Below are 26,699 nucleotides of genomic sequence, written 5' to 3'. Positions count from 1 at the left end.
GGCTCCTTATGCGATTGGTGGGGACCGCGGCGCACGCTCGTCGCGTACCGCCGCGCCTGCGGGAAAGTTGCAGCGGCTACGTTCGGAACACGCCCAGCAACAACGTGACGACGAACACCACCAGAAAGATGTAGAACAGAATCTTCGCGATTTCGGCCGCGCCGGCCGCAATGCCAGTAAAACCGAATACCGCGGCAATGATCGCGATCACGAAGAACACGAGTGCGTAATGCAGCATGGCGACGCTCCCTTTTTTTCAACGATGCGTTGTTGTGGTACGCGACTGGCGACCGCTAGTCGACGATCTTCTTCGTCACGACAAAGCCGAGTATGAGAAACACGACGCACAGAATGACGAACACGATAAACAGGATCTTCGCAATCGCCGCGGCGCCCGCTGCTACGCCGGTAAAGCCCAGCAATCCGGCAATCACGGCCACGATGGCAAAAAACAGCGCCCACTTCAGCATGATGGCTTCTCCAGGATAGTGCGATCGACATTCTGTAGCTAGCACGGAACGGACCTGAGTCGCGACGCGCGCTGATTTTCGCGTCGCCCCGTGCAGGGCGGGAATGCGGCTTGCTGCTGCGCCAATCAGACCGGATCGGCTGGCGCATTCGGCCGGGTCGAACGAGACGCGGCGCGCCCGGCGCGCAAGCGTTCCAGCGTGCATCCTTGATAAGGGGAAGACTCATGACTCGACTCATCGCTTTGCTTCTGTTCGTGTTCACCGGCACGGCCACGCTCTCTGCTTGCAACACGGTCTCCGGCGCCGGCCAGGATATTTCGAAGGGCGGTCAGGCGATCAGCGATACCGCTGAAAAGGCCAAATAATCGTTAGTCGTTCAATCGTTAGTCGTTCGTCGATGCGGTAAAAAGGCGGCCCGCGCGACGCGGGCCGCTACTCCCGCTTCTCCCTGATGCCTCGTCGTTATTCTCCGTTCAACGTATTGCTCAATTCGAGCGCCGGTTGCGACGTGTTCCCGCCTTGCGCGACCAGCAGGTGAATCTGGTTCGGCAGCAACTGGCTAAGCGCGCCGGCAATCGGCACCGTCGTGATGAGCCAGTCCGCGTTGTTCGCGAGCGCAAACGGAGCGGACTGGAAAATCACTGTCTTGCTACCCGCGGTCGTTGCGATCAGCACGTACGTACCGCCGTTCACATAGACCGAATCCTGTCCGGAAGCCGGCACCGCGTTCTTGAACGACACGCCCGCTAACGTCGGGCCGACCGTGTTCACGTCGGTGCCCTGCGGGACCAGATACAGGTCGACGTTCGACGCGTTCACCGACGCATTGAACGACCGCACGCGCGCGCTGTTCGACAACAAGCCCTTGTCGAACGGATCGTCGATCAGACCGATGTCGGGCGCGGTCAGTCCCGGCACCGCGATCACCGTGTACTCGTGACCGTTCGCGACGTCGGAGAATGTGCCGCTTGCCAGCAGGGTCGTGCTGCCCGTCGTCGCGTAGCCGACCACCGTCTGTCCGGTATTGACGTTCGCGAAGTTCGTCACCTGCTTGTAGCTGATGTTCGACTGCAATGCGGCTCCATTAACGAGGAAATCGACCGTCGGGCCACCCGGAATGGCGTGCACGAAGTGCATCTCCGGATTGGTCAGGCCGAGTTCCTTGCCAGCGTCATGGCCTCCTCCACCGCACGCCACTAGTAAGGATGCCGCACCGAACAGCGTCGCAATCGTACGGATAAGCTTCATTGACCACCTCCCTGAAAGCGGGCATACCCGCACCCGTTGATATGCGGCCTGCCGCAGGCACCGATGCGCGTCCGGTTGTTGTGATCAGTTGCGCAGCGAGCCTTCCAAACGGCGGCATGCCTTCGTGTCCCTGGTCGTGGAGCGCGACGAATCGGTGCTCGTCGATCGCCGCGGTCCGCGTCGTTTGGACGATCGCATTCAGCAAACTGTGTGCCGCATGCAAGCCTTACGCACTGCAAACATCAAAGGTGACCCGTCAGATAAGGGACTTTCAACGGTTAGAAGCTCTCATCGGAACGCTTTGCCGCGCAGCAACGCAAGCGCGTGCGCACGGGCCGCGGCGAGCCAGCGTTACACGGCTCGTGCAGCGGTTACCGCATGCGGGGGATCGCACGTTCAACAGGATGGGACGGATCACGCAGCGCGGTACGTGATCCGCTTATGCACGGGCACGCCGCCGGTAGTCGAACCAGAACGACAAGCCGACGCTCGACAGAATGACGACGGTCGCGACGACCGTCGAGCGCGTGACCGGCTCGGCGAGCAGCAGCGCGCCGAGCGCGACCGCGACGAGCGGATTCACATACATGCAGCTACTCGCGATGATCGGACTCGTGTGGCGGATCAGATAGCCGTACGCGACATACGCGGCCATCGTGCCGATCAGCATCAGATAGAGAAAGGCGACCACCGGCAGAAAATGCAGTTCGAGCATCCGTTCGCCGGATACCCACGCGACGAACGTCGAGATCGCGCCGCCAAGCCCGATTTGCAGTGCCGTCGACAAGAACAGATCGGACGGCAGCGACAGCCGCCCGGCCAGATGCGCGCCGCCGGCCCAGAACAGCGCGCCGCAGAGAATCGCGAGGCTACCGCCGGCGGAGCCCGGCGCGGTATCGCCGTGACTCAGGATCATGATGCCGACGAGCCCAAGGCCGACCGCGAACCACTCGCCGCGCGCGATACGGCGTCCGGCCAGCGCGGCGATCACGGTGGCAAAGAGCGGCACAGTCGCGACCATCACCGCCGCGGTACCGGTGCCGACGGTACGCATCCCATACGCGAGCATCCCGCTCGACAGGCCGACCAGCATCGTGCCGACCAGCGCCGCATTGCGCACCTGCTCAACGCGCGGCCACGGCGGGCGGCGGCGCACCGCGAAGATAAAAAGACCCATGCCGGCGAAGAAGTTGCGCAGGCCCGACATCAGAAGCGGCGGAAACGAGCCAAGCGCAACGTGCACACAGAGGTACGTCGAGCCCCAGACCAGATAGACCACCGCGAGCGCAAGCGCAATGCGCCCGCCGGTCGATTGCGGCAAGCGGAACGGGAAACGCGCGGGAAGATTCAGGCGCATGAGCCATACCTGCCGCTGCCGGTCGGTGCGCAAGCCGGGCCAGCGTAACCCGGCGGCAACACGGCAACGATCGCCGCGCAAACGGGCGCGGCGGCGGCAAGGCAGGCAGGACTGAAACGCATGGCAGTAGGACGGTAGAACAGCGGGCACGCACGGCTCGCGCGCCGGTAAGCGGGTCAAAAGTCGATCAAAGGGTGGATCAGGAACGCTGACTACAAGATGATCACAACCGACTCGCAGCCGGTAGCGCAAGCGGACCCTCAATTATGCAGTAACCGTTTTACTCGCCGTCGACAGAATGGTAACGAAACGTGCACGCCGCACGGTTCGTATTCGAATGCGGGCGCCGGAAAGACAAAACCGGCGCACGCTTGCATGCGTGTGCCGGCTTCCTGTGAACCGCCGGATTCCTCCGGCGGCCTGTCGCGGCTCGAACCGACCGGCGCGTGCGCGCCGCCGTGCTTATTGGGCCATCGCGCCCGATGCCTCGTGACCCATGCCCATCGCGTCGCCGCCCTTCTTCATCTTGTCGTGCTTCATCTTGTCCTTCGATCCGGCCTTCGACATGCTGTCGTGGGACATGCTGTCGTGCGACATCGCGCCCTGCGCCATCGCGTCGTTCGACATCGCGCCGCTGGCCTGCGCAAACGCGGCGGTGCCGGTCGTGAGACATGCCGCTGCCGCTGCGATCATTGCGAGTTTCTTCATGATTGACTCCGTGTGTGTGTCCTGCCTGATTTGAAATAAACCGGCGCTGCCGGGTGTCTTCCGAAGCTCCTGCTGCGTGTCGTGGCGAGCACGCTGACGCGCATCAGGAGCCTCCGAACCAGTTGTACCCCTGGTCGCTCCAATAGCCTCCGGGGTACGTATTCGTGACGAAAATCTCGACGATGTGCTTCGGGTTCTTGTAGCCGAGCTTGGTCGGCATCCGCAGCTTCATCGGGAAGCCATATTTCGCGGGCAGTCGCTCGCCGTCATAGTCGAACGTGAGCAGCGTCTGCGGATGCAGCGCGGTCGGCATATCGATGCTCTCGTAGTAGTCGTCCGCGCATTTGAAGCCCACGTACTTCGCACTCGTGTCCGCGCCGACGCGCTTCAGAAAATCGCTGAACGGCGTACCGCCCCACGGCCGACCGCGCTCCAGCCTTCGACGCAGATATGCCGCGTGATCTGTTCCGCGTGCGGCAGCGCATACAGTTCAGGCAGCGTCCAGCTCCGTTTGCCGGTGACGAGGCCGCTCAGTTGCAGACGGTATGCAGCCGCATCGACATGCGGCACATCGTCGATGCTGTAATACGCATTGAACGGAAATGGCCGCGTGATCTGCGCTTCCATATAGGTCGGCGCAAGCTGTGTCGGATCGAACAGGAACGCTTGCGCACGATCGTTAAGCCGCGACACCGCCATCAGAAACCTGTTGACGGAATCGTCGTCGGTCAGCGAACAGCCGGTTAGCATCGACAGCCCGCCCAAGGTCAGCAACTGCTTGCCGAACAGGCGCCGCGACGGCATCGCCAGTTCGCGCTTCGCGTCTTGCAGGATCGATCGGCGGTCGAGCTTGCGGCTCGCTTTGCCATCTAATCCGCGCCTGGATTGATCACCCATCACGCTCTCCTTATCGACCGCGAAGCATCGCGAGCAACGAGCGCGGCACCAGCGCGACCATCACCAGATGCACGACGAGAAAACCCGCCATCAGCGCCATCGCGCAGAAGTGCACGACGCGCGCGTTGTCGTAGCCGCCCATCAATTCTCGCAAAAGCGGAAACTGCACCGACTTCCAGATCGCGAGGCCCGACAACACGAGCACGATCAGATCGCAGATGACGAACAGATACGCAACCTTCTGCACCGCGTTGTAGTGGTTCAGATCGGCATGCGACAGCTTGCCGGTCAGCGCGGCTCCCAGATCGCGCAGAACGGCGCGCGACGAGACCGGCATGAACTTGCGAAAGAACCGTCCGCTGGCGATGTTCAGCGCCAGATACACGATGCCGTTGAACACCAGCAGCCACATCGCCGCGAAGTGCCATTGCAGCGCGCCGCCGAGCCAGCCGCCGAGCGTCAGGTTCGGTGGAATCACGAAGCCGTGAAAAACCGGCGACGCGTCGTAGATGCGCCAGCCCGACAGCATCATCACGATCGCGGCCAGCGCGTTGAGCCAATGCCCGATGCGCACCCACAGCGGGTGAACCGGGCGCGCGCCGGCCACGGGCGGCGGCGCGATGTGCGGGCGCGCGGGACGCCGCGTAGCGTCGGCGTGAGGGGTTGCCATCATCGATTCCTCTTACGTTGTGCTTTGCGTTAGCGCGATGGGCGAGCGACGCACCGCGGTCTTTCCGTTCAATCCGCTTACGAACATCGAGTGGCAGCACGGCGATGCTTGAGCGCACCAGCCAAGGCAACATCGCAAAGCGCCATTTCCGATCTGCACGTTTGTCGAGGCAACGTGGCCGATATGACATCCGCCGTCGAAATTTTTGTCGGGAGGCCGGATTCGGTGCGTACGCGCGTCGCAGAACCCTCTGACGGGTTGCCAAGCACCGCGAAGCCAGGTTATCTTGTGCGCTGCTAACGCGGGGGTCCTGCGTTACGCATCGTTGTCCGCCGCAAGCCGGGCGTCGCGGGTTTTCAGAACTCGTCGCACACCTCGGTCCGGCCGCCAATATCGCGTAGCGTGGGTGAGAAATACCCTTTGAACCTGATCTGGATAATGCCAGCGCAGGGAAGCGTTCGGGTCTCGCCGCTTAAGTCTGCAACCTCTCGCGAACCCGTCCATCTTCCTCTCGTCTCCCGTGTAGCTCAAACAGAAGCGGTCCGCCGCAGGAGAGCCACATGAACGCCAACCCGAAATTCATTTCCGCCGATGCGCATGTCGATGCGGCCGCCGTCGCGCCGTTGCCGAATTCGCGCAAGATCTACGTCACCGGGTCGCAGCCCGACATTCGCGTGCCGATGCGCGAAATCAGCCAGGCCGATACGCCGACCGGCTTCGGCGGCGAAAAAAACCCGCCGGTCTATGTGTATGACACGTCGGGCCCGTACACCGACCCCGAGGCCCGCATCGACATCCGCGCCGGCCTGCCCGCGCTGCGCCAGCGCTGGATCGAAGCGCGCGGCGACACCGAAGCGCTGCCCGGTCTCACCAGCGAATACGGCCGCGAGCGCGCAGCCGATCAGGCCACCGCGCAACTGCGCTTTCCGGGCCTGCATCGCACGCCGCGCCGCGCGGTGGCCGGCGCGAACGTGTCGCAAATGCACTACGCGAAGCAAGGCATGGTCACGCCCGAAATGGAATTCATCGCGATTCGCGAGAACCAGCGGCGCGCCGAATATCTCGAGAGTCTGCGCGCGAGCGGCCCGAACGGCATGAAGCTCGCCGACCTGATGGGCCGTCAGCATCCCGGCCAGGCATTCGGCGCGGCCGCGTTCGGCGCGAATGCACTGAAGGAAATCACGCCCGAGTTCGTGCGCGAGGAAGTGGCGCGCGGCCGCGCAATCATTCCGGCCAACATCAATCACCCGGAGAGCGAGCCGATGATCATCGGCCGCAACTTCCTCGTGAAGGTCAACGCGAATATCGGCAATTCGGCGGTCACGTCGTCGATCGGCGAGGAAGTCGACAAGATGACCTGGGCGATCCGCTGGGGCGGCGACACGGTAATGGACCTGTCGACCGGCAAGCATATTCATGAGACGCGCGAATGGATCATCCGCAACAGCCCGGTGCCGATCGGCACGGTGCCCATCTATCAGGCGCTCGAAAAAGTGAACGGCAAAGCCGAGGAACTGACGTGGGAGATCTTCCGCGACACCCTGATCGAACAGGCTGAGCAAGGGGTCGATTACTTCACGATTCACGCGGGCGTGCGCCTGCCATACGTGCCGATGACCGCGAAGCGGATGACCGGCATCGTGTCACGCGGCGGCTCGATCATGGCGAAGTGGTGTCTCGCGCATCATCGCGAAAGCTTCCTGTATGAGCATTTCGAAGACATCTGCGAAATCATGAAGGCGTACGACGTGAGCTTCTCGCTCGGCGACGGCCTGCGCCCCGGCTCGATCTACGACGCGAACGACGAAGCGCAGCTCGCCGAACTGAAGACCCTCGGCGAACTGACGCAGATCGCGTGGAAACACGATGTGCAGACGATGATCGAAGGTCCGGGCCACGTGCCGATGCAGTTGATCAAGGAGAACATGGACCTGCAGCTCGATTGGTGCGACGAGGCGCCGTTCTACACGCTCGGCCCGCTCACGACCGACATCGCGCCGGGCTACGACCACATCACGTCCGGTATCGGCGCCGCGATGATCGGCTGGTTCGGCACCGCGATGCTGTGTTACGTGACGCCGAAGGAGCACCTCGGCCTGCCGGATAAGGACGACGTGAAGGAAGGCATCATCACGTACAAGCTCGCCGCGCACGCAGCCGATCTCGCGAAAGGCCATCCGGGTGCGCAGGTGCGTGATAACGCGCTATCGAAGGCGCGTTTCGAATTCCGCTGGGAGGACCAGTTCAACCTTGGCCTCGATCCGGACAAGGCCCGCGAATTCCACGACGAAACGCTGCCGAAGGACTCCGCTAAAGTGGCGCATTTCTGTTCGATGTGCGGTCCGCACTTCTGCTCGATGAAGATCACGCAAGACGTGCGCGAGTTCGCCGCGCAGCAGGGCGTGAGCGACGACGAAGCGCTGCGCAAGGGCATGGAAGTGAAGGCCGTCGAATTCGTGAAGAGCGGCGCCGAGATCTATCAGCGTCAGTAAAAAGCACGGCTTGCACGCAAGCATGGCAGCAAACCTTGCGTGATCGAGTGGGATGCATAAGCCCGCCGTCCACTGGACGCGCGGGCTTTTTTACGCGCCGGCAAAAACGCCGCAGAGGCTTTGCAAGAATCAGGCCGCGACGAAACAAATGATTACCGAACCGACAATTTGCTGACAAGGTCACACAAATCGAAACGACACCGGGCGATACCATGAAGTTAAGGGCCGAACGGCCGCGGACGATTCGCGGTCTGGCCATTCAAGAATAAGGAGTGGGATCATGAAATCGTTCAAGCGAATCGGAGCGTGGACCGCGATTGCGATGATCGTCGCGAGTCTGACCGCGTGCGGCGGGATGTCGCCCCAGGGGCGTGACACCGCGGTTGGCGCGGGTCTCGGTGCGGCGGCAGGTGCGGCGGTTGGCGGCAATGCGCTATCGACGCTCGGCGGCGCAGCAGCGGGCGGCGTCATCGGTCATGAAGTCGGCAAGTGATCACGCAAGCGCACGTCGTCACATGACGCCTATCATCTAACGGACCTGTAGCAGCGAGCGGCACGGCAACGGTCACGGTGTAACCGCCCCCCGTCGCATGCGATGCCGGCCACGCCGCCGCTGTCTACGACATAGCGACATCTCCCTCCTCTTCCCGCCGTCGTGCTCATTGCGCAGCGTCGCGCGTCCCGTGCGGCGATGCTTTGCAACGTTGTGAAATATGCGGTTACCAGTTTGCAACGCGAGCGTTGAACCGCTGACGTAAGCTCGGTGCATCCCTCGTTGCATCCCATTTGACGCGCCCGCCATCGCAGCATGGCGTTACAACCACGAAGCAGGAGCAAGTCATGAACCCGTTACCCACAGCGGCACGCGTGAGCGGTGCTGCCGTTGTGCTTGCGCTATCCGGCTGCTATTACCCCTATCCATACGGTTACTACGGCGCAGCGCCGTATCCTGCCGCGTACCCAACCACCCCCGGGCCCTCTGCTGCGACGCAACGCGACCCGGCACTCGGGCCAGGCTATGCGCCTGCCGGCCCCGAAGCGGAAGCGCAAGGTGCCGATCCGAATGCGAACGACGCGAATAACGACGGCGAAGCGCCGCCGCCCATCGCGCAATCGCAGATGCCGCCGCAGGGACCCGGGCAGGGACCTGAGCAGGGGCCTGGGCAGGGACCCGCGCCCTATACGGTTTATGCACCGCCGCCGCCGGTCGCCGTCGCACCCGCGTACTATCCGCCGTATCCCGCCTATCCGGCCTACTATCCGTATCCCTATCCGTATCCCGCGTACTACGGCTACGGCCCCGGCTGGTGGGGCCCTTCCATATCGTTCGGCTTTGGCTTCCACGGCGGCTACCACCACCATCATTGAGCATGCGCGTTGCACATCTACCGCGCATCAACCCTTCATTTTCTTTACAACGGAATAGAAGGCCGCGCAAAACCGTTGACCTCTTTCGGCAAGCGTCGTGCATCGCCGTGCGCATCAGGCAGCAAGCTTTTGCGTTTCAGGGTAGTTTCCCTATTGACTGCATCAGCGTGATCTCTATGCTTGCGGTTGCCACTGCTACGCCTGCTTAAAAAAGAGAGTCGCGTTCGCGCGACGTCATCGCCATCCGTACTGCTCGCCCTCGACTTGTCATGTCATGCGCGATAAGGCGCAGAACCATGGCGATTCGAACAACAAAGAAGGAGACGTGATGTTTCACCAGCTGTTAACGCCTGTTGGCAATTCACTGTTCCCATCGTTCCTCGTTGCCGTTTTACCAATCGTCGTCGTGCTTATCCTGCTCGGCTGGGCTCGCCGGCCCGCATGGCAGGCTTCGCTCGCGGGGTTGGTGGTCGGCCTGCTCGTGGCAATCTTCGCGTGGCAGTTTCCCGTCGGCCTTGCGATCAACTCGGTCGTCGCAGGCGCGGTATTCGCGATCTGGCCGGTGATGTGGATCGTGGTCAACGCGATCCTGCTGTACAACATCGCCGTGCGCTCGGGCCGTTTCGCCGCGTTTCGCATGTGGATGATCGATCACCTGCCCAACGACCGGCGCATCGTGCTGGTCGTGATCGGCTTCTCGTTCGGCGCGCTGCTCGAAGGCATCTCGGGCTTCGGCACGCCAATCGCGATCACGAGTTCACTGCTGATCATGATGGGCTTCCCGACCCTCGAAGCGCTGACCTTCACGCTGATCTTCAATACCGCGCCGGTCGCGTTCGGTGCGCTCGGTGTGCCGATCACGGTGCTCGGCGCGGTCACCCACCTGCCCGCGGATACGCTCGGCAAGATGGTCGGCCGTCAGTTGCCATTCTTCGCGTTCCTGCTGCCGTTCTACGTGATGGCCGTCTACTCGGGCTTCCGCAAGATGATGAGCATCTGGCCGGTGCTGTTCGTGTCGGGCGGCAGCTTCGCGTTGACGCAGTTCATTACGTCGAACTACATCAACTACAGCCTGACCGACGTGCTGTCATCGCTCGTGTCGCTGGTTGTGACGATCCTTTTCCTGCGTGTGTGGCGTCCCGCGCCCGATCCGGCGTTCGCGATCAATGTCGATCGCGCCACCGAAGTGCGCGGCGAGGTGAGCGGCATTCAGGGCTGGTATCCGTGGCTGATCGTGTCGGCGGTCGTGATCATCTGGACTGTCGCGAGAATCTATCTGATCGGCGATGTGAAGGTGCCGTGGCCGGGTCTGGACAAGGCGGTCTTCATCACGCTGTATAACCAGCCGTACGGCGCGATCTGGGACTTCCAGCCGCTTGCGACCGGAACCGCGATTCTCGTCGCGGCGATCATCACGTCGTTCGTCGTCGGCCTCAAGCCGTCTGAATTCGGCCGCGCGGTCGTCGATACGTGGGTGCAGACACGCATCGCGATCTTCACGGTCGCGACGATCGTCGGACTTGCGTACCTGATGAACTATTCCGGCCTGAACTACACGCTCGGTCTCAGTGTGGCATCGGTCGGCGCGTTCTTCCCGCTGGTGTCGGCGTTCCTCGGCTGGGTCGCGGTGTTCCTCTCCGGCAGCGATACGTCCGGTAACGCGCTGTTCGGCAATCTGCAGGTGGTGGCCGCCAATCAGCTGAATTTGCATCCGGTGCTGATGGCCGCGACCAACTCATCGGGCGGGGTGATGGGCAAGATGATCTCGCCGCAAAACATCTCGACCGGCGTTGCCACGACCGAGCTCAAGGGCAAGGAAGGCGTCGTGTTCGCGAAGACCTTCAAGCATTCGATTATCCTGACGATCGTGCTCGGCATCCTCGTGTGGCTGCAGCAGAACTATCTGCAAGGGATGATTCCGCATTGAACGTCCGTTGATCGCCGCGCGTCTGATAGGGCGCGCGGTTGCTGATCGACAGACCTTGGGCGGCGCCGTCAAGGCGCCGTCTTTTTTTGTATCGTCGCGCGTCTCGTATCGCGGTCCTCGCGCTGCGTGTTCGAAACATTCGCGAAACATTCACGCGACACTGGCACTGCATTGGCGTCGCCTTATCGTCGCCTTCCGGTTTCTTGCTACTTCATTCCAGCATGAACTGTTTGCCCGATTAAGGGTGCTAACATTCGTGCGCGTCCCGACTCAACTGCGCGCGACGCCCTGCCCATGTCCCCGACCAACATCGTTCAACTATTGATCCTCGCCGCGCTATGGGGCGCGTCATTTCTCTTCATCCGCATCGGGGTAGCCGACTTCGGCGTCGCGCCGTTGATGGCACTGCGCGTCGGTATCGGCGCGCTGTTTCTCGTCGTCGTGCTGATTGCGCGGCGTCCGCTGCGCGCATCGGTCGACACGCTCGGCCGGCGCGCGTGGCCGCTCGCGGTCGTCGGCGTGCTGAATTCAGCGGCGCCCTTTTGCCTGTTCGCCTACGCCGAACTCACGCTGTCCGCCGGCGTGACATCGGTCATCAACGCGACCACGCCGTTGTGGGGTGCGCTCGTTGCGTTCGTGTGGCTGAAGGACCGATTGAGCACGCTGAGCAGTATCGGGCTTTCAATCGGCTTTGCCGGCGTGCTAATGCTCGTCTGGGATCAGATCGCCGCGCCTGGCGCGAACGGCGTCAGCGCCACCCCGGCGACCACCGCGCTCGCCGCCGCCGCGGCGCTCGGCGCGACGCTGCTGTACGGCATCGCGGCCAGCTATACGAAGCGGCACCTGATGGGCGTCGATGCGTTGACCGTCGCGACCGGGACCATGATCGGCGCGACCATCGTGCTGCTGCCGCTCGCGATCGCGCAGTGGCCCGCCGCGCCAATCACGCTGCACGCGTGGGGCTCGGTGCTCTGCCTCGGCATCGGTTGCACGGGCATCGCGTACATGCTGTTTTTCCATCTGATCGCCGTCGCCGGCCCCGCCCGCGCAATTACCGTCACGTTCGTGATTCCGGTGTTCGGCATTCTGTGGGGCGCGCTGTTTCTCGGCGAACGCGTGTCTCCCGGCATGCTCGCGGGCTGCGCGGTGATTCTTGTCGGCACAGCGCTGGCAACCGGCGTCGTCAAGCGGATTCCGTGGTTTGGCGCACGGGGTGGTGGCTCACCCGCGGCGGCTGACAAGCATTAAGTCCGCAGACGGCTGTTCTCCCGCTGGCTGAAGAGCGCAGCATCAAATAAAAAGCCGCGAGACGGAAAACGTCTCGCGGCTTTTGCACTTTCGCGTGCCATGCGGGCAGCTAGTGTCGGCCCCTTAATGCAACTGATCGACCATCAGCGACATGATCTGCTTCGCCTGCGACGACGAATCGATCGCGCCCTTGTCGTCCACCACCGCAACGCGAGTCTGATTCGGCGTAATCGCACGGACGTTCACGAGATACTGCTTCGCGACCTTCTCCTTGCGGCCATGGAAAATCTGGCTCCAGAAGCCTTGCTCGGCCGAGCTCATATCTTTCGGATCGACGTAGCGCACGAAATAAAGACCACGGGTGCGGTCGCGGTCGTCAACCGTGAAATTGCTGCGATCGAGCGCGAGACCGACGCGCAGCCATGCGCGATCGTACGGCTCGCCAAGCATCAGCTCCGACGCCGACACTTGCGCGAATGTGTCCGTGCTGCTGCTGTCTGTTCCGGTCGTAGCGGGCGCCGGTGCTTGCGCGGCGAGCGTGACGTTTTGCGCGGCCACGGCCGCGGCGGCCGCGTTCGCTCCCGCGGAGGCGGCGCCTGCGGACGCGGCGCCCGCAGAGGCAGCGCCCGCGCTCAGGCCCGGCGCCGTTTGCGCACCGGCCGGCGATAGTGCGACGTTTTGCATCGCACCGCCGCTCGTCGTGCCGGAGGCCTGCGCACGGGCCTGCGCCTGGATGAGCGACGCCATCAGCCGCTTCAGATATTCGGCTTCCAGTGCCGGATCATTCGGTTTCGCGACCCATGTACTCGAATCGTTATTCGCGCCGGTCAACTGTTCGCGCAGACCTTTCTGGCTGACGAACACGTACGTGCCGCCATCTGGCGCCGGCTCGAGACGCGTGCGGTACTTGTTGCGCTCGGACGTCACGTACGAGTTGCCCATCGCTTTTGACAGCGTATTGCGGATCAGACCATCGTTGATTGCCGGATGGGTTTCGTTCCAGTCCGTTTCCATTACGCTCTTCTTACGATCGTCGACGACCAGCAAAAAGCCTTGTTCCTGCCAGAAACGGCGAACCTGCGGCCATACCTGATCGGGCGCTTCACTGTCGATCACGAGCCAGCTTTCGGTGCCGTCGCGCTGGATATGCATGCCCGTTACCGGCGGCACCACAGCGGTTTCCGGCGGCGCCGAGCTTTGCACGTGCTGCAGCGTGGAAAGGGACGTCTGCCCGCCCTGCGGCGGCAGCGAACGCTGATCGGCCGTTTCGTCGATCATGTTCGGCGGAACGGCAAGCGACACTTCCTTCGATTTCTGGTCGCTCTTGTAGTCGATTTTGGTCGGCGACGACGTGCCGCAGCCGGCGACCAGCCCGCCTGCCATCAGCAATGCTGCATACCGCTTGGTGAGACGAAGATCAGTCATGTTCTGGGAATCCTTCCGCTACGCCACGGCAGTATCCGTGGATCAACCCGCTATTTTACCGGTCCGGCGACTCCGATGGCAAAAACCGGGGTGCCGGCCCCCTTTCGACGCGCACGCCACGCCAACTCGGCGCCATCCCGGCGCGCCGCCGTCTTCACGCTAAACCGCGACGCGGCGCGGTCCCCGTGCCTGCTTACCCGGTCGTTGCTCTGACCCCGACCAAGCATTTCCAACAATATCGGGAGCCATGCGCCGTCGTTCGGCGAACCGAAATTTAACACTCTGCAACGTTCCCGGCGCATTTGGAGCAAATCGTCGAATTTGCGACAAGCCCTTTGTTTTTCTTGGGAATTCCGGGCTCGTCGCTGCTTTGTTTTTCGACATCGGAACGCCACGCGTTGCGCGCGGTTGATGGGTCAAATGGGCCAGATGCTATCTTGAATTAGCGATCTCAAAAAAGTTAGGAAACCTTCACAATGAAATTCGCGATGAACTCCCCCATTATGCGCGTCGCCGTAGCGGCTGGAATGGGCGCGACTCTCTTGCTGAGCGCAGCGCCAGCCTGCGCGCAACTCGGCGGCACGATGTCCGCGACGCCGCGCGCCGCGAGCGAAGTCATCGCGAACGATCTCACGGACGCCAGCATACGCATACTCGGGTGGATCGACGAAGGCGGCACGACGATCCACGAATACGCAACGGGCGACGGGCTGATCTTCGCGTACACGTGGCAAGGCCCGACGATGCCCGACCTGGACCGGCTGCTCGGCCCGTACAAAGCGTCTTATCGCGCGAAAGCGACTGCACTGCTTGCCACGGGAGGCAGCCTGCACGCATCCCGCGTTGCGCAATCCGATGTGGTTGTCGATTCTGGCGGACAGATGCGCAGCTATGTGGGCCGTGCGTGGCTGCCGGCCGTGATACCGCCCGGCATCTCGCCTGCCGACCTGCAATGATGGAGGAATCGTGTGTACGCGAACCGCTCTTTACCCCGTGCCTGCGTTCCCCGTCTTGTGGATCATGCGCATGAGACTGGCCGCCGCAGCGATGCGTGTTCCGCACGCAGCCGTACTGGCGGTGGCGCTCGCTTCGCTGACCGTGCTCGCCGGATGCGGCGGTGGCGGCGGCACAGACGCCAGTGCCGAACAGCGCCCCAATGTCGCGCCACCGTCCACGACGCCCGTTGCCGCTCCGCCGGCTGTCGCGCCATCGGTTCCTCAATCGAGCTCGCCGAACGTGCAGCCGGTCACGGTCGACGCATTGCCGAACCGCTTGCGCAACATACTGACGACAAGCGTCATCGTCTGCACGCCCGGAACCGCCGACTGTGCAACGATCGACAACGTGCAGGTCGATACCGGATCACAAGGGTTGCGCATCTTCGCCACCGCACTGCCCGCGACGCTCGCGCTGCCGGCGATAGCCGGCGCCGGCGGCGCGGCCGGTGTGGGTACGGTGAGCGGCGCATGCGCAGTGTTCGGCACCGGTTACACGTGGGGTGCCGTGCGTACCGCCGACGTCCGGATCGCCGGACAGATCGCTGCTGATCTACCGATTCAGGTGATCGCCGACCCGACAGTACCGACTGTGCCCGCGGACTGCGCCAGCTCCGGTCCGGCGATGATGACGCAGGCCACGCTGCCCGTGAACGGCATTCTCGGCATCGGCCTGTTCGCCGCCGACTGCGGCAGCGTGTGCGCGGGCAACGCATTGCCGCGCTGGTACTACGTATGCGACGCGGGCGGCGCGTGCACGTCGAGTTCGCAACCGCTCGCATCGCAAGTGACCAACCCGGTCGCCGACTTCGCCGAGAACAACAACGGCGTGATCATCGACTTGCCCGCGATACCCGACGCCGGCACGCAGACCCTGACCGGTCAGCTGATTTTCGGCATCGGCACACAGGCGAATAACACGCTGGGCGGCGCCACCGTACTGAGGGTGAACACGCAGACCGGCTACTTGGTCACCACCGCCGACGGCCAGACATGGTCGCGCAGCTTCATCGACAGCGGGTCGAACGGCATGTTCTTCGCCAGCACGACACTCACGCCGTGCGGTATCTGGTACTGCCCGCCCGCGCAAACGACGCAGACCGCCACGATGACCGGCGTGGACGGCGCCGCGATGACGCTATCGTTCTCCGTCGCCAACGCACAGGCATTGTTCGCAACCTCGAATAATGCATTCGACAACCTCGCAGGCGTCTCGAGCACGATGTTCGACTGGGGCCTGCCCTTCTTCTTTGGCAGGCGCATCTTCACCGCGATCGAAGCGCGGCCGACCGCCGCGGGCAACGGACCGTTCTACGCGTTTTGACCTGCGGTGCGGATGCGCGCATCGCCTGTGCCATAGGCGGGTCCTGTCACAAGCGCAACCGCGGTTCCGGTTGTGCTGACCCGGCTCGGCAAATGACGTCACGCATAGCCCGCGACGGGTTCGCTTGCACAGGCAAGCCGGCGCTTCATGCCCCCTTCTGCCGCGCCCCAACCACACGGATCTCGACGCGCCGGTCACGCGCAAGACAATCGATCAACACTTCGCGCTCGCGCATCGCGCAAGTGCTGCCCGGCTGCGCTTTGCCGAAACCTCGCGCGTCGATCGGCACGGTCACTCCACTGTTCGACAGATAGCGTCGCACCGTATCCGCGCGCAGCGACGACAGGCGCAAGTTATAGCTGGCGGAGCCGAGTCGGTCCGTATAGCCGGATACGACCAGCCGGTCAACCGCATCGAGCGCGCGCAAACGCACCGCGATCTGGTCGAGTTGCCGGCGCCCTTCGTCGCGGATCGCGGCCAGATCGCCCCGTCCAAATTCGAACAGTGCATCGGCGGACAACGAGATCATTTCGGATTCCTGTGCCAAAGGAGGCGCAACCGTACAGGCGGCTAACGCCTGTGACGCTTCACGCATTCGCGCTTGCAGCGTATCGACACGCTGCTGGGCGGCGGCAAATGCGTGCGTCCACGCGTCATGCCCGGCGCGCGACAACTCCACCTCGGCGCATGCGACCTGTTGCTGCGCCGGCGCACAGGACGCAAAACGGGCATCGGCGTGGAGCGCGGCCAATTCCGTCCATAAATCCGGTCGCACCTGTACGGCCGTTCGCAGGGATCGCGCTTCGGCCGTCTGCGGATGAGCCGAAACGGGGCTGGGCCCAACGCCCGCTTCGAGACGCTCAATCAAGCCCCTTGCCTCGCCGATCGCTTCCTCGACGAAGCCCCATTCGTCGCGCGCCGCGAACGCCTGTTTGCCGGTCTCGATCCAGCATTGCGCCTTCGCGCCTGCATACGAATCCTTCTTCGAACCCAGCCGATCCAGTCTGTTCTGCAACGCATCGAGCGTCGCGCCTCGGCGCTTGATCGGTGTGTAGGTGTCGGTCCACGGCTTGACCGCCGCGCCCGCCGCGGTATCCTGCGGCGTACCGAATCCGCCGTGCGCGACCGACGGATTGCGAATATCGAGTTGTTCGCGTGCCGCTTGCCCGGAGCAACCGGATAGTGCAAGTGCGGCCGCGACGATGACCAGCTGCTTCATGTTGTTCCCTCACGCGTGCGCCGCGCGTGCACGCAATCGCGCCTTCACGCGCGGCGCTAACCAGTTGTTCGATGATTGACCGGAGCGCATCAGTCTCCGATCACGATGCCGATGCCCGCCCTGACGATGGTGCTGTTGCTGCCCGCCGAAGCGACCCCCGCATTGACATTGAACGTGCCCTTCTCACTCCAGCGCGACACGCCGATCGCCAGCGCGGCCTGCCCCCGATAAGCGGCGACACCTGCATTGAGCGTCGTGCGTCCCGGCAGATACGGCGTCACAATCTGCAGCGCGGATGCGGACGCAATGCCCTTGCGCGTGCTTCGGTCGAGATCGTTGAGCGCCTGGCTGGTCTGATTGAAGGCTGCATTCAGTTGATCGAGATTGACGGCGTCTGTGCCATGTGTGCCCGGCGCGACATTCGCGATCTGCCGTTCAGCTCCCGCGCTGCCGACCGATACCGTATTCGCCCGATCGGCAATCGAACCCGCGCCAAGCGCAACGGCGCCATCGGCCGACGCGACGCTGTTCCAGCCGAATGCGGACGTCTGATTGCCTTTCGCCACCGCCTGGGCGCCGATCGCGCTGGCCGTGTCGCCGTTCGCGCTGGCGTTCGCGCCAAGCGCAAGCGCCGCGGCGCCATTTGCCGAGGCGTTGGCGCCGAGCGCCGCCGCGTGCGTGCCATTCGCTTGCGCGGCCTCGCTGGCCGCATTGCCGTTCACGATGACAAACGGACTCGCGGTACGCGGCTGCTCGTTGACGATCTGACTGAGTGCGCTGTTCAGCTGGCCGAGGTTGACCGCATCGGTATCCGCGGTGCCGGCCGCGACGTTCATGATCTGACGTTCGAGCCCCACCGAACCGACCGACACGGCGTTGTCGCGGTCCGCGACCGAGTCCGCACCCAGCGCGACTGAATTGGCCGCTGACGCCCGCGCGTTGCCGCCGATCGCGACCGCTTCGCGGCCGGTCGCGGCCGCGTCGCTCAATGCCGAGTTCGCATGGAAGTAGCGAATCGGACCGGTGCTTGCGCCACTGATGTTGTTCACCACGTTCGTCAGATTGTCGAGGCGAACCGTATTGGCGTTCACACGGCCATCGAGATTCGCGAGCGCATCACCCACGTTGCGATACACATTGCCGCCGATACCATAGGTGGGCGGCGACACCGTACCGTCAGGTTTCACCGAGGCACCGCCGCCGAACGCCACCGCGAGACCCTTCAATTGCGCAACGTTGACACCATCCGTATCGGATGTGCCGGCGGCCATGTTGATGATCTGCCGCTGCAGTCCCGCATTGCCGACCGAGACTGCGTTCTGCCGGTCCCCGATCGAGTTGGCACCGAGCGCGATGCCGCCCGCGGCTGTCACGAGCGTGTCCGCACCTAGCGCGAGCGACGCGTCCGTGAAAGTGGTCGCGTTCGAACCCATTGCCACAGACTGAACGCCTGAAGCGGTCGCTCCGCTGCCAAGCGCAAGTGTCCCGGCGGTGTCGCCTCGTGCCAGATAGCCGATTGCGACCGCGCCGTCCGCTTCGAAGCCCGTCGTCGCGCTCGTGCCGATGGTAGTCGTACGCAGCCCAAGCGCACCGGCTCCCGCACCAACCGCGGTTGAATAGCTGCGCGCGGCAAACGCCCCGGCGCCAACCGCGGTCGCGTTGATGCCCGTGGCTGCCGACGTCGGCCCCACCGCCATCGCGTTGAGATCGTCGGATGCGTGCGTCGGCGCGCCCGGCGTGGTGTTCGAGCTCACCGCGATATAGTCGGTGACTGGCGCCGCAGCCAGCAGGCTCGCACCCAGCGGCCGCGCGGATGACTGCGCGAGGAGTTGCCGCATTACCGGAAGCGGCACGAGGTCCGTTTCCGTCGCGTCATCCGCGCTTGCGGCATGCACCAGCGACGCCGTGCCGATGCCGAGCGCAAGCGCCGCCAGCCGAGCCTTGCGCGCCGACGTTCCGCGCCGCGCGCTGCGCTGCGAAGCCACCACCGATGCATATTTGTCGCGCGCACGCGTGACATATCGTTTCTTCTTCATCTCTAGCCCTGCAACATGTAATTACCCGACCGATTCGGGCCCACCCCGCTCCGCCGTTCGAGACCGGTGGAATGAGCGATGAATCCCGCCATTTAATGTGGATACCGAAATATCACTAATGAACTGACAACACTCGAACCTCCGTACCCCGCGGCCGTGCCACGGCCACATCAATCCGCACCCAACCGTCGACATGGCGCTGCACCGACGGAACCCCTGTGTCGACTGACAAGCTTGCTGACATCGACGACAGGCGCATCCTACAAACAATGCGAATCTTTCGATACAAGAAAACTCCCAAAATGATCAAAACGTGCGCATTAACGACTTCTACCGCACAAGGCATCCCATACAATTAGCGATCCCAATTTTTCATCCCAGCTTGATGGAACCCACTTTCGTACTCGACGACTTCGAGCAATCCGTCTACGCTCGCGAGCACGACAGGGCTGCTGAACAATTGACCGTGCTGCTTGCCTTGCTGCAGCAAAAGCGCGGCGAACTGGATGGCGACATTCGCGCATCGGGTATCGCCGATCTGCCGGCCGACTGGCAGCGGGAGCGCTTTTGCGCGCGTGCCACTGCGGCAATCGCCACGCTCTTCGCCGACCCGGCGTTTCGCCCGCGAATGTCTGTATTCAACACACTGATGTCGATGCACGCGTGGCTGGGTGCGCTGTTCGCCGCCACGCCGCTGGGCAACGCCGATCACATCGCGCGGTGCATCGCCCCGGACTGGAGCGGCGAGTCGCCTTCACGCGCTGCGGAGGGCTCTCTGGAGAAGCGATGTCTTCTGTATTCGGGCGAATCGGACCTGTCGTTCGAACTAGGCGAGCTTTGGGCACGCGAACCGGTTATCGCGGCGAATCTCGCGCTCGCGTTACTGTCCGCCGAGTTCCAGGGCTCCACGAACGCACATCGCAAGCGCGAGGCGCTGCTCGAATGGTTGCCGGGCAAGCTCGGGCAGATCGACAACCTCGATTTGCTGCCAACCGGCGTGCTGCACAACGCATACATGTTCTGCAGCTACGCGGACACGCCGTACCGGCATGCGATCAAGGCCGACATCAATGCGCTCGTGCGCCGAAAACTGGACGAACTGGGTGTAGACGACGTCGGGTACCCGCCGTTACCCAGACCGGCGCCACGCAAGCGCAAACGAAAGCCGCTGATGATCGTCGTACTTGAGTGGTTCGGCAGCGCGCATTCGATCTACCGAACGCATTCGCGCACGCTCGCGGCGGCGCGCGCGCGTTTCGAAGTGGTCGGGTTCGGCTTTGGCTACGCGGTCGACGAGGCCGGCCGTGCGCTGTTCGACCGCTTCATCGAACTGACGGAACCGGACTACATCGGCGAATGCCTGAGGACGATTCGCGATTTCGCGCACGCGGAACATCCCGACGTGCTCTATATGCCGAGCGTCGGCATGTTCGTGCTGACCATTTTCATGTCGAACCTGCGTGTCGCGCCGTTGCAGATCGCGGGGCTCGGCCATCCGTCCACGACATGCTCGGCGCGGATCGACTACGTGAGCGTCGAGGAAGATTTCGTCGGCAACCCCGCGTGCTTTAGCGAGGACCTGTTGACGCTGCCACGCGACGGCCAGCCCTATGTGGCCTCGAGCGCGCTGCCGCCGCTCGCGCCTGCCATGCCCGCGCGACGCGACACGCTGCAAATCGTCGTGACGGCAAGCCAGATGAAACTCAATCCGCGCTTTTTCGACGCCTGCCGGCGAATTCTCGAAGCCGCTCAAACGCCCGCGCAGTTTCATCTGATGACCGGCGCGCGGCATGGCCTGTTGCTTGAGCAGATGCGCCGCGTCGCCGCGCTCGCGCTGCCCGGCGCGATCATCCACGGCTTCTATCCGTATGCGGATTACCTCGCGCGCGTCCAGTATGCGGATCTGTTTCTAAGCCCGTTCCCGTTCGGCAACACAAACGGCATCGTCGACGCGTTCACGGCAGGCGTGCCGGGCATCTGCAAAACCGGACCTGAAGTGTTCGAGCGCATCGACGGTGCGCTCTTCGCGCGTGCGGGCATGCCGACGTGGACTGTCGCATCGTCTGTCGACGACTATGTCGACGCGGCAGTCAGGATGATCGACCGGCACGACGAGCGCGAGGCACTACGTGCACAGTTGATCGAAACGCGAGCGGCTCATCGCTTTTTTGAAGGCCGACCGGAAGTATTCGGCGAACGCGTGCTACAGCTGGTCGAAGAGAGGCAGGCAGCCACCGGCAATTTGACCGCAGCGACACGGCACTGACACCGCGCAAGCTACTCGGCGCCGCGCGCCAGCACCTGTTCGAGCGCCATCGACCGTGCCGCCTCCTCAGCCGCAGCGGCGGTATCGAACACGCTGCCGGACACGTGCACCCGGTGCCATTCGGGCTGGTCGGCGGTATCGCGGAAAATCCGGAAACGTGCGCAGAAACCGCGCGGTGTAACGGGCACGACATCGATGTCGACCGACGCGCCCTCTATCTGGTGTCTGATGTAGCCGTCCATGCTGAGCTCCTGGTTCGCCACACAGGAAATCGTAGCACTGCGGGTGCGGCGCGTAGCAAGCGATGCCAGGTAAACGTTGCGTCGTCGATGTTGCGTCGCGGTAGGTGTCAACAGTAAGCGTACCGGACGACGTTCCCCAACGATACAGACTGCCTCGGACTACCCGCCCGTGCCGCTGTCGGCGCGCTTGACCAGTCTGCCTGGTGCAAGCCACTGAAATGACGTCAGGTCCAGGCCATCGAACTGGCATTCCATCGCCGCGGGAATGGAGAGCCTGACCGGTTTGTTCGAATTTTGCGCCGTTGCTTTCGGCGCGACTGCGCCGGTGTTGGCCGGCGTGGACTCGAACGTCGGCGCCTGGATACCCGCGACGCCCATCGTCGACGACGGCGGCAACGCGGATAGCGCCGGTTGCGACGCCGCCAGTGCCACCGACGGCGCCGAGGCGGCCAACGGTGCCGACGCGGCTGACGCCCCCGAAGCCGGCGCTGTCGCCCACGCCGCGGTCATCGCCGCGACGGAAGACGCCGGCACCATGCTGACGAACGCGCCTTCGACCACCACACGGCTGCCGCGAATGGCGGCGCCGGTATGACTGATCGTCAACGTTTCCGACGCCGCCATTTCGCCGCCTGCCACGCTGCGCATCTGGTCCCGGCATGCGACGGAATTCTTGAAGGCAGCGGTACATCCGGCGATCAGCGTAAGCGCAACGGCAGAGGAAACGATGGTGAAGACGCGGGTGTTCATAAATCGTCCGTTCTTGATCTGCCGGGCATTGTAGCCTGGAGTCCCTGAACGCCCGCCGGGACGGCGCACGCGATGCGACGCCGCGACCGCGGTGCATCCCATTGCCGGCGCGCTGGACGCGCAGGCAGCTGCCGCACCCCGCCCGCCGGTCAGTTCGCCCACGCGTCGGGCAAGCTCTGCGTCAGCGTGGAGACAAAGTTCGCGGTTTCCTTCTCGCGCGGCCGCGTGAAGATCTCGCGCGATGGACCGGCTTCGACCACCACACCGTTGCTCAGAAACAGCACGTCGCGCGCAATCGACGCGGCAAGGCGCAGGTCGTGGGTTGCCATCAGCATGGTCATCCCCTCCTGGGCGAGCTGACGCAGCACCTCGACGACCTCAGCCGCAAGACCGGGGTCGAGCGCCGACGTGGGTTCATCGCACAACAGCACGTCGGGCGACGGCGCGAGCGCACGCGCAATCGCGACACGTTGCTGCTGGCCGCCCGATAGCGTCGTGGGCCAAGCGTCCGCCTTGTGCGCGATGCCGACTTTCTCGAGCAACCCCAGCGCGCGCGACCGGGCTCGGTCCTGATCCCATTTCTGCACGGTCATGAGCCCTTCCATCACATTTTCGAGGACCGTCCGGTGCGGAAACAGCTGGAAGTTCTGAAACACCATGCCGGTGCGGCGGCGAATCGCAAGCACCGTGTCGCGCGGCGGCTTGCTCGTGCGGCTAAACTCGACGCGCAGATCGCCCAGCTCGAGCGTGCCGGCCTCCGGAATTTCCAGCAGGTTCACACACCGCAGCAGCGTGCTCTTGCCGCTCCCGGACGGTCCGATCAGCGCCGTCACGCTGCCCGCTTCGAGCGCGAGGTCGACCGCGCTCAGCACACGATGGCTGCCGAAGTACTTGTCGATTTTCTCGAGACGAATCATCAGCTACTCGATTGGAAAAGCGCATGCCGTCCGAACCTGCGTTCGAGCCGCACTTGCGCGGAAGACAGCACCGAGCTGAAGACCAGATAGATCAGCGCGGCTTCCGTATAGAGAATCAGCGGCTCATAGGTCACCGACGCGATCCGCTGCGCGGCCTGGAAAATCTCAGGCACCGTCAGCACCGCCGCAAGCGATGTATCTTTGACAAGCGAGATAAACGAGTTTGACAGCGGCGGCAACGCAACGCGTGCCGCCTGCGGCAGGACGACACGCCATAGCGCCTGTGCGCGCGTCATGCCGATTGAGTAGGAGGCTTCCCACTGCCCTTTCGGAATCGATTCGATCACGCCGCGAATCACTTCCGAATTGTACGCGCCGACATTCAGCGAAAAGCCGATGATCGCCGCTGTCAGCGGATCGAGCACGATACCGATGTTCGGCAAGCCGTAGAAGATCACGAACAGTTGCACGAGGAGCGGCGATCCGCGAATCAGCCACACGTAGAAGCGCACAATCGCGACTGCCCACGGCGGACCGAACAGCCGCAGCAGCGCGACGACGAACGCGAGCGTCAACCCGAGCGCGAACGACACGAGCGTCAGCGGTACGGTGAAGACGAGGCCCGCGTACAGGAGAGGCCACAAAGACTGCCCCATCAGATGTAACCAGGCAGGCATGATTCAGGCTCGCGTGATGCGTGTTTTATGCGTGGCGTGCGCGGCGGCGCCAGTCACGCTCATTGCGATACGTCTTTGCCGAAGTACTTGTCCGAGAGCTTCGCGTACGTGCCATCCGCCTTCATGTCGCGAAGCGCCTTGTCGATCGCGGCCTTCAATTCGGGGTTGTCCTTGCGAATCAGCACCGCGGACTTGTCGCTCTGGTCGCCCGTATCGATCGCAGCGATTTTCACCTTCGCGTCAGGCTTGTGCTTCTTGAAGTCGAGGAACGACAGCGAATCGTTGACGGTCGCATCGACACGCCCCGACGTCAACAGGTCGATCGATTCGTTGAAACCTTGCACCGGCACCACCTCCGCGCCATGCGCGGCCGCCAGTTTGCCGAAGTTGCTGGTCAGCGTGTTGGCCGACTTCTTGCCCTTCAGATCGTCGAACGACTTGATCGACGTATTGTCCGAGCGGACGATCAGTGCCGCATGCGACACGATATACGGATCGGAGAAGTCGTATTTGACCTTGCGCGCGTCGGTAATCGCGACTTCGTTGATGACTGCGTCATAGCGGTTCACATCAAGGCCGGCAATCAGTCCATCCCACTTTCCCTCGACAAACTCCGGCTTCACGCCGATGCGTTTCGCGATCTCGCGGCCGATCTCGACGTCAAAGCCCGTCAGTTGCCCCGACGCGTCATGAAACGAAAACGGCGCATACGTGCCTTCCGTACCGATCTTCAATACGCCGGCGGATTTGATCTGCGCGAGGCCATCCGCCGCGAACGCCGCCGTCGCGGTCGCAACCTGCAGCAGGCCGATCAGAAGGAGGGATCGAATCGACTTCATGAGTGAGCTCCGTAAATTTGTTTTTCCCGTCAACGCGATGCCTGCGGCATCAGACCGGCCGCAGAGTGCGCGGACTGTAGCAAACGGACTCTATTTCGGCAACGCATTTTGAGCTTTAATCATATGCGGTGGCGGAATAAGCTAGACCGAAACCGTAAGTTTAGCAATGCGCACCTCTACGGGGCTCGCCTGCTCCGGTCCAGCGCGGCGTGGCAGAGACGCGCACGGCGCGCGCTTGCGGTTCCCGCGACAGGCAAGATGGGACACCGCGCACCAGACTGCCGCCCACGAAACCCATTGACGCGATGCACGCCCCAACCGATCCCGCACCACCGGCCCGTCACTCCGCCGGCAACACCGCAGACCACACCGGCAGCGCATTTGCCACACTGCCCGTGCGTGCCGCGCGCCCCGCGCCCGTCATCGAGTACCGGTGGCTCAACCCGCATTTGCGCGACGCGCCGCTCGCCGTATTCCTGCATGAAGGGCTAGGCTCAGTGGCCATGTGGAAGGATTGGCCACAGTTCCTATGTGAGCGGATCGGCATGCGCGGGCTGGTCTATTCGCGGCCCGGCTATGGCCGTTCGACACCCCGCGCGCACGACATGAAATTGCCAGTCGATTATTTGTCAACACAGGCTCACGACATCCTGCCTGCGCTGCTGGACGCGCTCGGCGTCGCCGCAGCCGAACGCTCGCGGATGTGGCTCATCGGTCACAGCGACGGTGGCTCGATCGCACTGTTGTATGCCAGCGCATTTCCGAATGCCCTCGCCGGAGCTGTGGTGATCGCACCGCATATTTTTGTCGAAGACGTGTCGGTCGCGGGAATCGTCGAAACCCGCAGCGCGTACGAGCAAAAGGACCTGCGCGACAAGCTCGCTCGCTATCACACCGACGTCGACTCCGCGTTTTATGGCTGGTGCGATATCTGGCTGAGCACGGCATTCAGGACATGGAACATCGTCGGCCAACTACGCACGATTCGTTGTCCGCTGCTCGCCATTCAAGGCTGCAACGACCACTATGGAACGATGGCGCAAATCGGTGGAATCGCCGCCGAGGTGCCGCATGCGCGGCTTGCGAAGCTGGCTGGTTGCGCTCACTCGCCCCACGCGGAAGCGCCCGAAGCGCTTAATGACACCATTGCCGCGTTCATTGCCGCGCCAACCCTGTGACGCGATTTGCCAGCGGACAATGATGGGCTGCGGGCTGGCCTGCGTCAGGCCGCCTTGCCGGAGACTTGCCCACTCCGGCAGGCGTAACGCGTGAGTATCACGCAACCGCTTGCAACGTGTCGGGCATCGGCGCCGGCTTGACCTTCTTCGGCGCGTGCTTGCGCGCCTGCCACAAGTCGTAGTCGGTCTGCAGACCGAGCCACAGGTCGGCGCTACCACCGCGCTCGACACCGAGCCACGCTTCGATGCGCAACGCCATCTCGGGCGTTACACCGGCCCGCTCGTTCAGCACGCGCGACAGCATCACGCGCGATACACCCAACTGGCTCGCCGCCTCCGTGACGCTCAACTGCAGCGCGGGCAGCACATCTTCTCGCAGAATCGAGCCGGGATGCGGAGGATTGAACATCTTAGCCATCACAAACCTCTCTCAGAAAAAACAACAA

Annotated in this window: 25 protein-coding genes and 1 pseudogene; 10 read left to right on the top strand and 16 right to left on the bottom strand. The window is 63.3% G+C overall.

Annotated elements, in window-relative coordinates; translation table 11 throughout:
* Positions 1-76 precede the first annotated feature (76 nt).
* Both HV796_RS01875 and HV796_RS01870 read right to left on the bottom strand, forming a co-directional pair.
* Positions 77-238, bottom strand: a complete 162-nt coding sequence (locus tag HV796_RS01875; protein ID WP_012400904.1) for a DUF1328 domain-containing protein — start codon at positions 236-238, stop codon at positions 77-79.
* Between the two features lie 55 nt (positions 239-293).
* Entirely contained in the window at positions 294-470 is a 177-nt protein-coding gene (locus tag HV796_RS01870; RefSeq protein ID WP_134195119.1) for a DUF1328 domain-containing protein, read from the bottom strand.
* 224 nt (positions 471-694) lie between these two features.
* Here HV796_RS01870 and HV796_RS01865 point away from each other — a divergent pair, with 224 nt between their 5' ends.
* Positions 695-835, top strand: a complete 141-nt coding sequence (locus HV796_RS01865; protein ID WP_175224619.1) for an entericidin A/B family lipoprotein — start codon at positions 695-697, stop codon at positions 833-835.
* Between the two features lie 97 nt (positions 836-932).
* Here HV796_RS01865 and HV796_RS01860 read toward each other — a convergent pair whose 3' ends face one another.
* The 5 genes and pseudogenes from HV796_RS01860 to HV796_RS01840 form a co-directional block, all read right to left on the bottom strand.
* Positions 933-1,718 carry a DUF4397 domain-containing protein gene (locus HV796_RS01860; protein ID WP_175224617.1) on the bottom strand — a complete coding sequence of 262 codons (786 nt, stop codon included), beginning with the start codon at positions 1,716-1,718 and terminating at the stop codon, positions 933-935.
* A 439-nt stretch (positions 1,719-2,157) separates the two neighbouring features.
* Positions 2,158-3,075 carry an EamA family transporter gene (locus HV796_RS01855; RefSeq protein WP_175224615.1) on the bottom strand — a complete coding sequence of 306 codons (918 nt, stop codon included), beginning with the start codon at positions 3,073-3,075 and terminating at the stop codon, positions 2,158-2,160.
* A 462-nt stretch (positions 3,076-3,537) separates the two neighbouring features.
* Entirely contained in the window at positions 3,538-3,783 is a 246-nt protein-coding gene (locus tag HV796_RS01850) for a pentapeptide MXKDX repeat protein (protein WP_175224613.1), read from the bottom strand.
* A 103-nt stretch (positions 3,784-3,886) separates the two neighbouring features.
* Positions 3,887-4,680 (bottom strand): annotated as a pseudogene (locus tag HV796_RS01845) (molybdopterin-dependent oxidoreductase).
* A 10-nt stretch (positions 4,681-4,690) separates the two neighbouring features.
* Complete coding sequence (locus HV796_RS01840) at positions 4,691-5,350, bottom strand: cytochrome b/b6 domain-containing protein (RefSeq protein ID WP_377692506.1); 660 nt, start codon at positions 5,348-5,350, stop codon at positions 4,691-4,693.
* Between the two features lie 560 nt (positions 5,351-5,910).
* On the opposite strand from HV796_RS01840, the gene thiC reads away from it, so the two are divergent.
* The 5 genes from thiC to HV796_RS01815 all read left to right on the top strand — a co-directional run bounded on the left by thiC (position 5,911) and on the right by HV796_RS01815 (position 12,385).
* Positions 5,911-7,842 (top strand): phosphomethylpyrimidine synthase ThiC, encoded by a 1,932-nt coding sequence (gene thiC / locus HV796_RS01835; protein WP_175224609.1) that lies wholly within the window; start codon positions 5,911-5,913, stop codon positions 7,840-7,842.
* A gap of 280 nt (positions 7,843-8,122) precedes the next feature.
* The gene (locus HV796_RS01830) at positions 8,123-8,335 is read left to right on the top strand and encodes a glycine zipper 2TM domain-containing protein (protein ID WP_175224607.1); all 213 of its coding nucleotides are present in this window, start codon (positions 8,123-8,125) and stop codon (positions 8,333-8,335) included.
* A 347-nt stretch (positions 8,336-8,682) separates the two neighbouring features.
* Positions 8,683-9,210, top strand: coding sequence for a hypothetical protein (locus HV796_RS01825; RefSeq protein WP_175224605.1), 528 nt, complete (start codon positions 8,683-8,685; stop codon positions 9,208-9,210).
* A 328-nt stretch (positions 9,211-9,538) separates the two neighbouring features.
* A complete protein-coding gene (locus HV796_RS01820) occupies positions 9,539-11,137 on the top strand; it encodes an L-lactate permease (protein WP_175224602.1) in 1,599 nt (532 codons plus the stop codon).
* Between the two features lie 252 nt (positions 11,138-11,389).
* Positions 11,390-12,385 carry a DMT family transporter gene (locus tag HV796_RS01815; protein ID WP_175225007.1) on the top strand — a complete coding sequence of 332 codons (996 nt, stop codon included), beginning with the start codon at positions 11,390-11,392 and terminating at the stop codon, positions 12,383-12,385.
* A gap of 123 nt (positions 12,386-12,508) precedes the next feature.
* Here HV796_RS01815 and bamC read toward each other — a convergent pair whose 3' ends face one another.
* Entirely contained in the window at positions 12,509-13,810 is a 1,302-nt protein-coding gene (bamC, locus tag HV796_RS01810) for an outer membrane protein assembly factor BamC (RefSeq protein ID WP_175224601.1), read from the bottom strand.
* A gap of 488 nt (positions 13,811-14,298) precedes the next feature.
* Here bamC and HV796_RS01805 point away from each other — a divergent pair, with 488 nt between their 5' ends.
* Both HV796_RS01805 and HV796_RS01800 read left to right on the top strand, forming a co-directional pair.
* Positions 14,299-14,766, top strand: coding sequence for a DUF2844 domain-containing protein (locus HV796_RS01805; protein WP_175224599.1), 468 nt, complete (start codon positions 14,299-14,301; stop codon positions 14,764-14,766).
* Between the two features lie 70 nt (positions 14,767-14,836).
* A complete protein-coding gene (locus HV796_RS01800) occupies positions 14,837-16,129 on the top strand; it encodes a DUF3443 domain-containing protein (protein ID WP_175224597.1) in 1,293 nt (430 codons plus the stop codon).
* Between the two features lie 145 nt (positions 16,130-16,274).
* Here the strand turns inward: HV796_RS01800 and HV796_RS01795 are convergent, their stop codons facing one another.
* On the bottom strand, positions 16,275-17,348 hold the full coding sequence (locus HV796_RS01795; RefSeq protein WP_175224595.1) for an OmpA family protein: 1,074 nt from the start codon (positions 17,346-17,348) through the stop codon (positions 16,275-16,277).
* Between the two features lie 89 nt (positions 17,349-17,437).
* Entirely contained in the window at positions 17,438-19,384 is a 1,947-nt protein-coding gene (locus tag HV796_RS01790; protein WP_246355640.1) for a YadA family autotransporter adhesin, read from the bottom strand.
* Positions 19,385-19,769: 385 nt separating this feature from the next.
* On the opposite strand from HV796_RS01790, the gene HV796_RS01785 reads away from it, so the two are divergent.
* Positions 19,770-21,650 (top strand): glycosyl transferase family 1, encoded by a 1,881-nt coding sequence (locus tag HV796_RS01785; protein WP_377692511.1) that lies wholly within the window; start codon positions 19,770-19,772, stop codon positions 21,648-21,650.
* 11 nt (positions 21,651-21,661) lie between these two features.
* Here HV796_RS01785 and HV796_RS01780 read toward each other — a convergent pair whose 3' ends face one another.
* From HV796_RS01780 to HV796_RS01760, 5 genes are all read right to left on the bottom strand, one after another.
* Entirely contained in the window at positions 21,662-21,892 is a 231-nt protein-coding gene (locus HV796_RS01780; protein WP_175224592.1) for a hypothetical protein, read from the bottom strand.
* A 159-nt stretch (positions 21,893-22,051) separates the two neighbouring features.
* Positions 22,052-22,642: a hypothetical protein gene (locus tag HV796_RS01775; protein ID WP_175224590.1), complete on the bottom strand. Its 591-nt coding sequence runs from the start codon at positions 22,640-22,642 to the stop codon at positions 22,052-22,054.
* 149 nt (positions 22,643-22,791) lie between these two features.
* Positions 22,792-23,559 (bottom strand): amino acid ABC transporter ATP-binding protein, encoded by a 768-nt coding sequence (locus tag HV796_RS01770; protein ID WP_175224588.1) that lies wholly within the window; start codon positions 23,557-23,559, stop codon positions 22,792-22,794.
* Positions 23,559-24,236, bottom strand: a complete 678-nt coding sequence (locus HV796_RS01765) for an amino acid ABC transporter permease (protein WP_175224586.1) — start codon at positions 24,234-24,236, stop codon at positions 23,559-23,561. The genes HV796_RS01770 and HV796_RS01765 overlap by 1 nt, the downstream gene beginning before the upstream one ends.
* 59 nt (positions 24,237-24,295) lie before the next feature.
* A complete protein-coding gene (locus tag HV796_RS01760; protein ID WP_175224584.1) occupies positions 24,296-25,075 on the bottom strand; it encodes an amino acid ABC transporter substrate-binding protein in 780 nt (259 codons plus the stop codon).
* Positions 25,076-25,380: 305 nt separating this feature from the next.
* On the opposite strand from HV796_RS01760, the gene HV796_RS01755 reads away from it, so the two are divergent.
* Positions 25,381-26,253, top strand: coding sequence for an alpha/beta fold hydrolase (locus HV796_RS01755; RefSeq protein WP_175224582.1), 873 nt, complete (start codon positions 25,381-25,383; stop codon positions 26,251-26,253).
* 97 nt (positions 26,254-26,350) lie between these two features.
* Here HV796_RS01755 and HV796_RS01750 read toward each other — a convergent pair whose 3' ends face one another.
* A complete protein-coding gene (locus HV796_RS01750) occupies positions 26,351-26,671 on the bottom strand; it encodes a HigA family addiction module antitoxin (RefSeq protein WP_175224580.1) in 321 nt (106 codons plus the stop codon).
* Between the last annotated feature and the right edge of the window lie 28 nt (positions 26,672-26,699).

The sequence above is a fragment of the Paraburkholderia humisilvae genome, assembly GCF_902859855.1.
GTDB lineage: Bacteria > Pseudomonadota > Gammaproteobacteria > Burkholderiales > Burkholderiaceae > Paraburkholderia > Paraburkholderia humisilvae.
The sequence above is the reverse complement of the archived record's forward strand: the minus strand, read 5'-3'. Positions and strand labels throughout refer to the sequence as shown.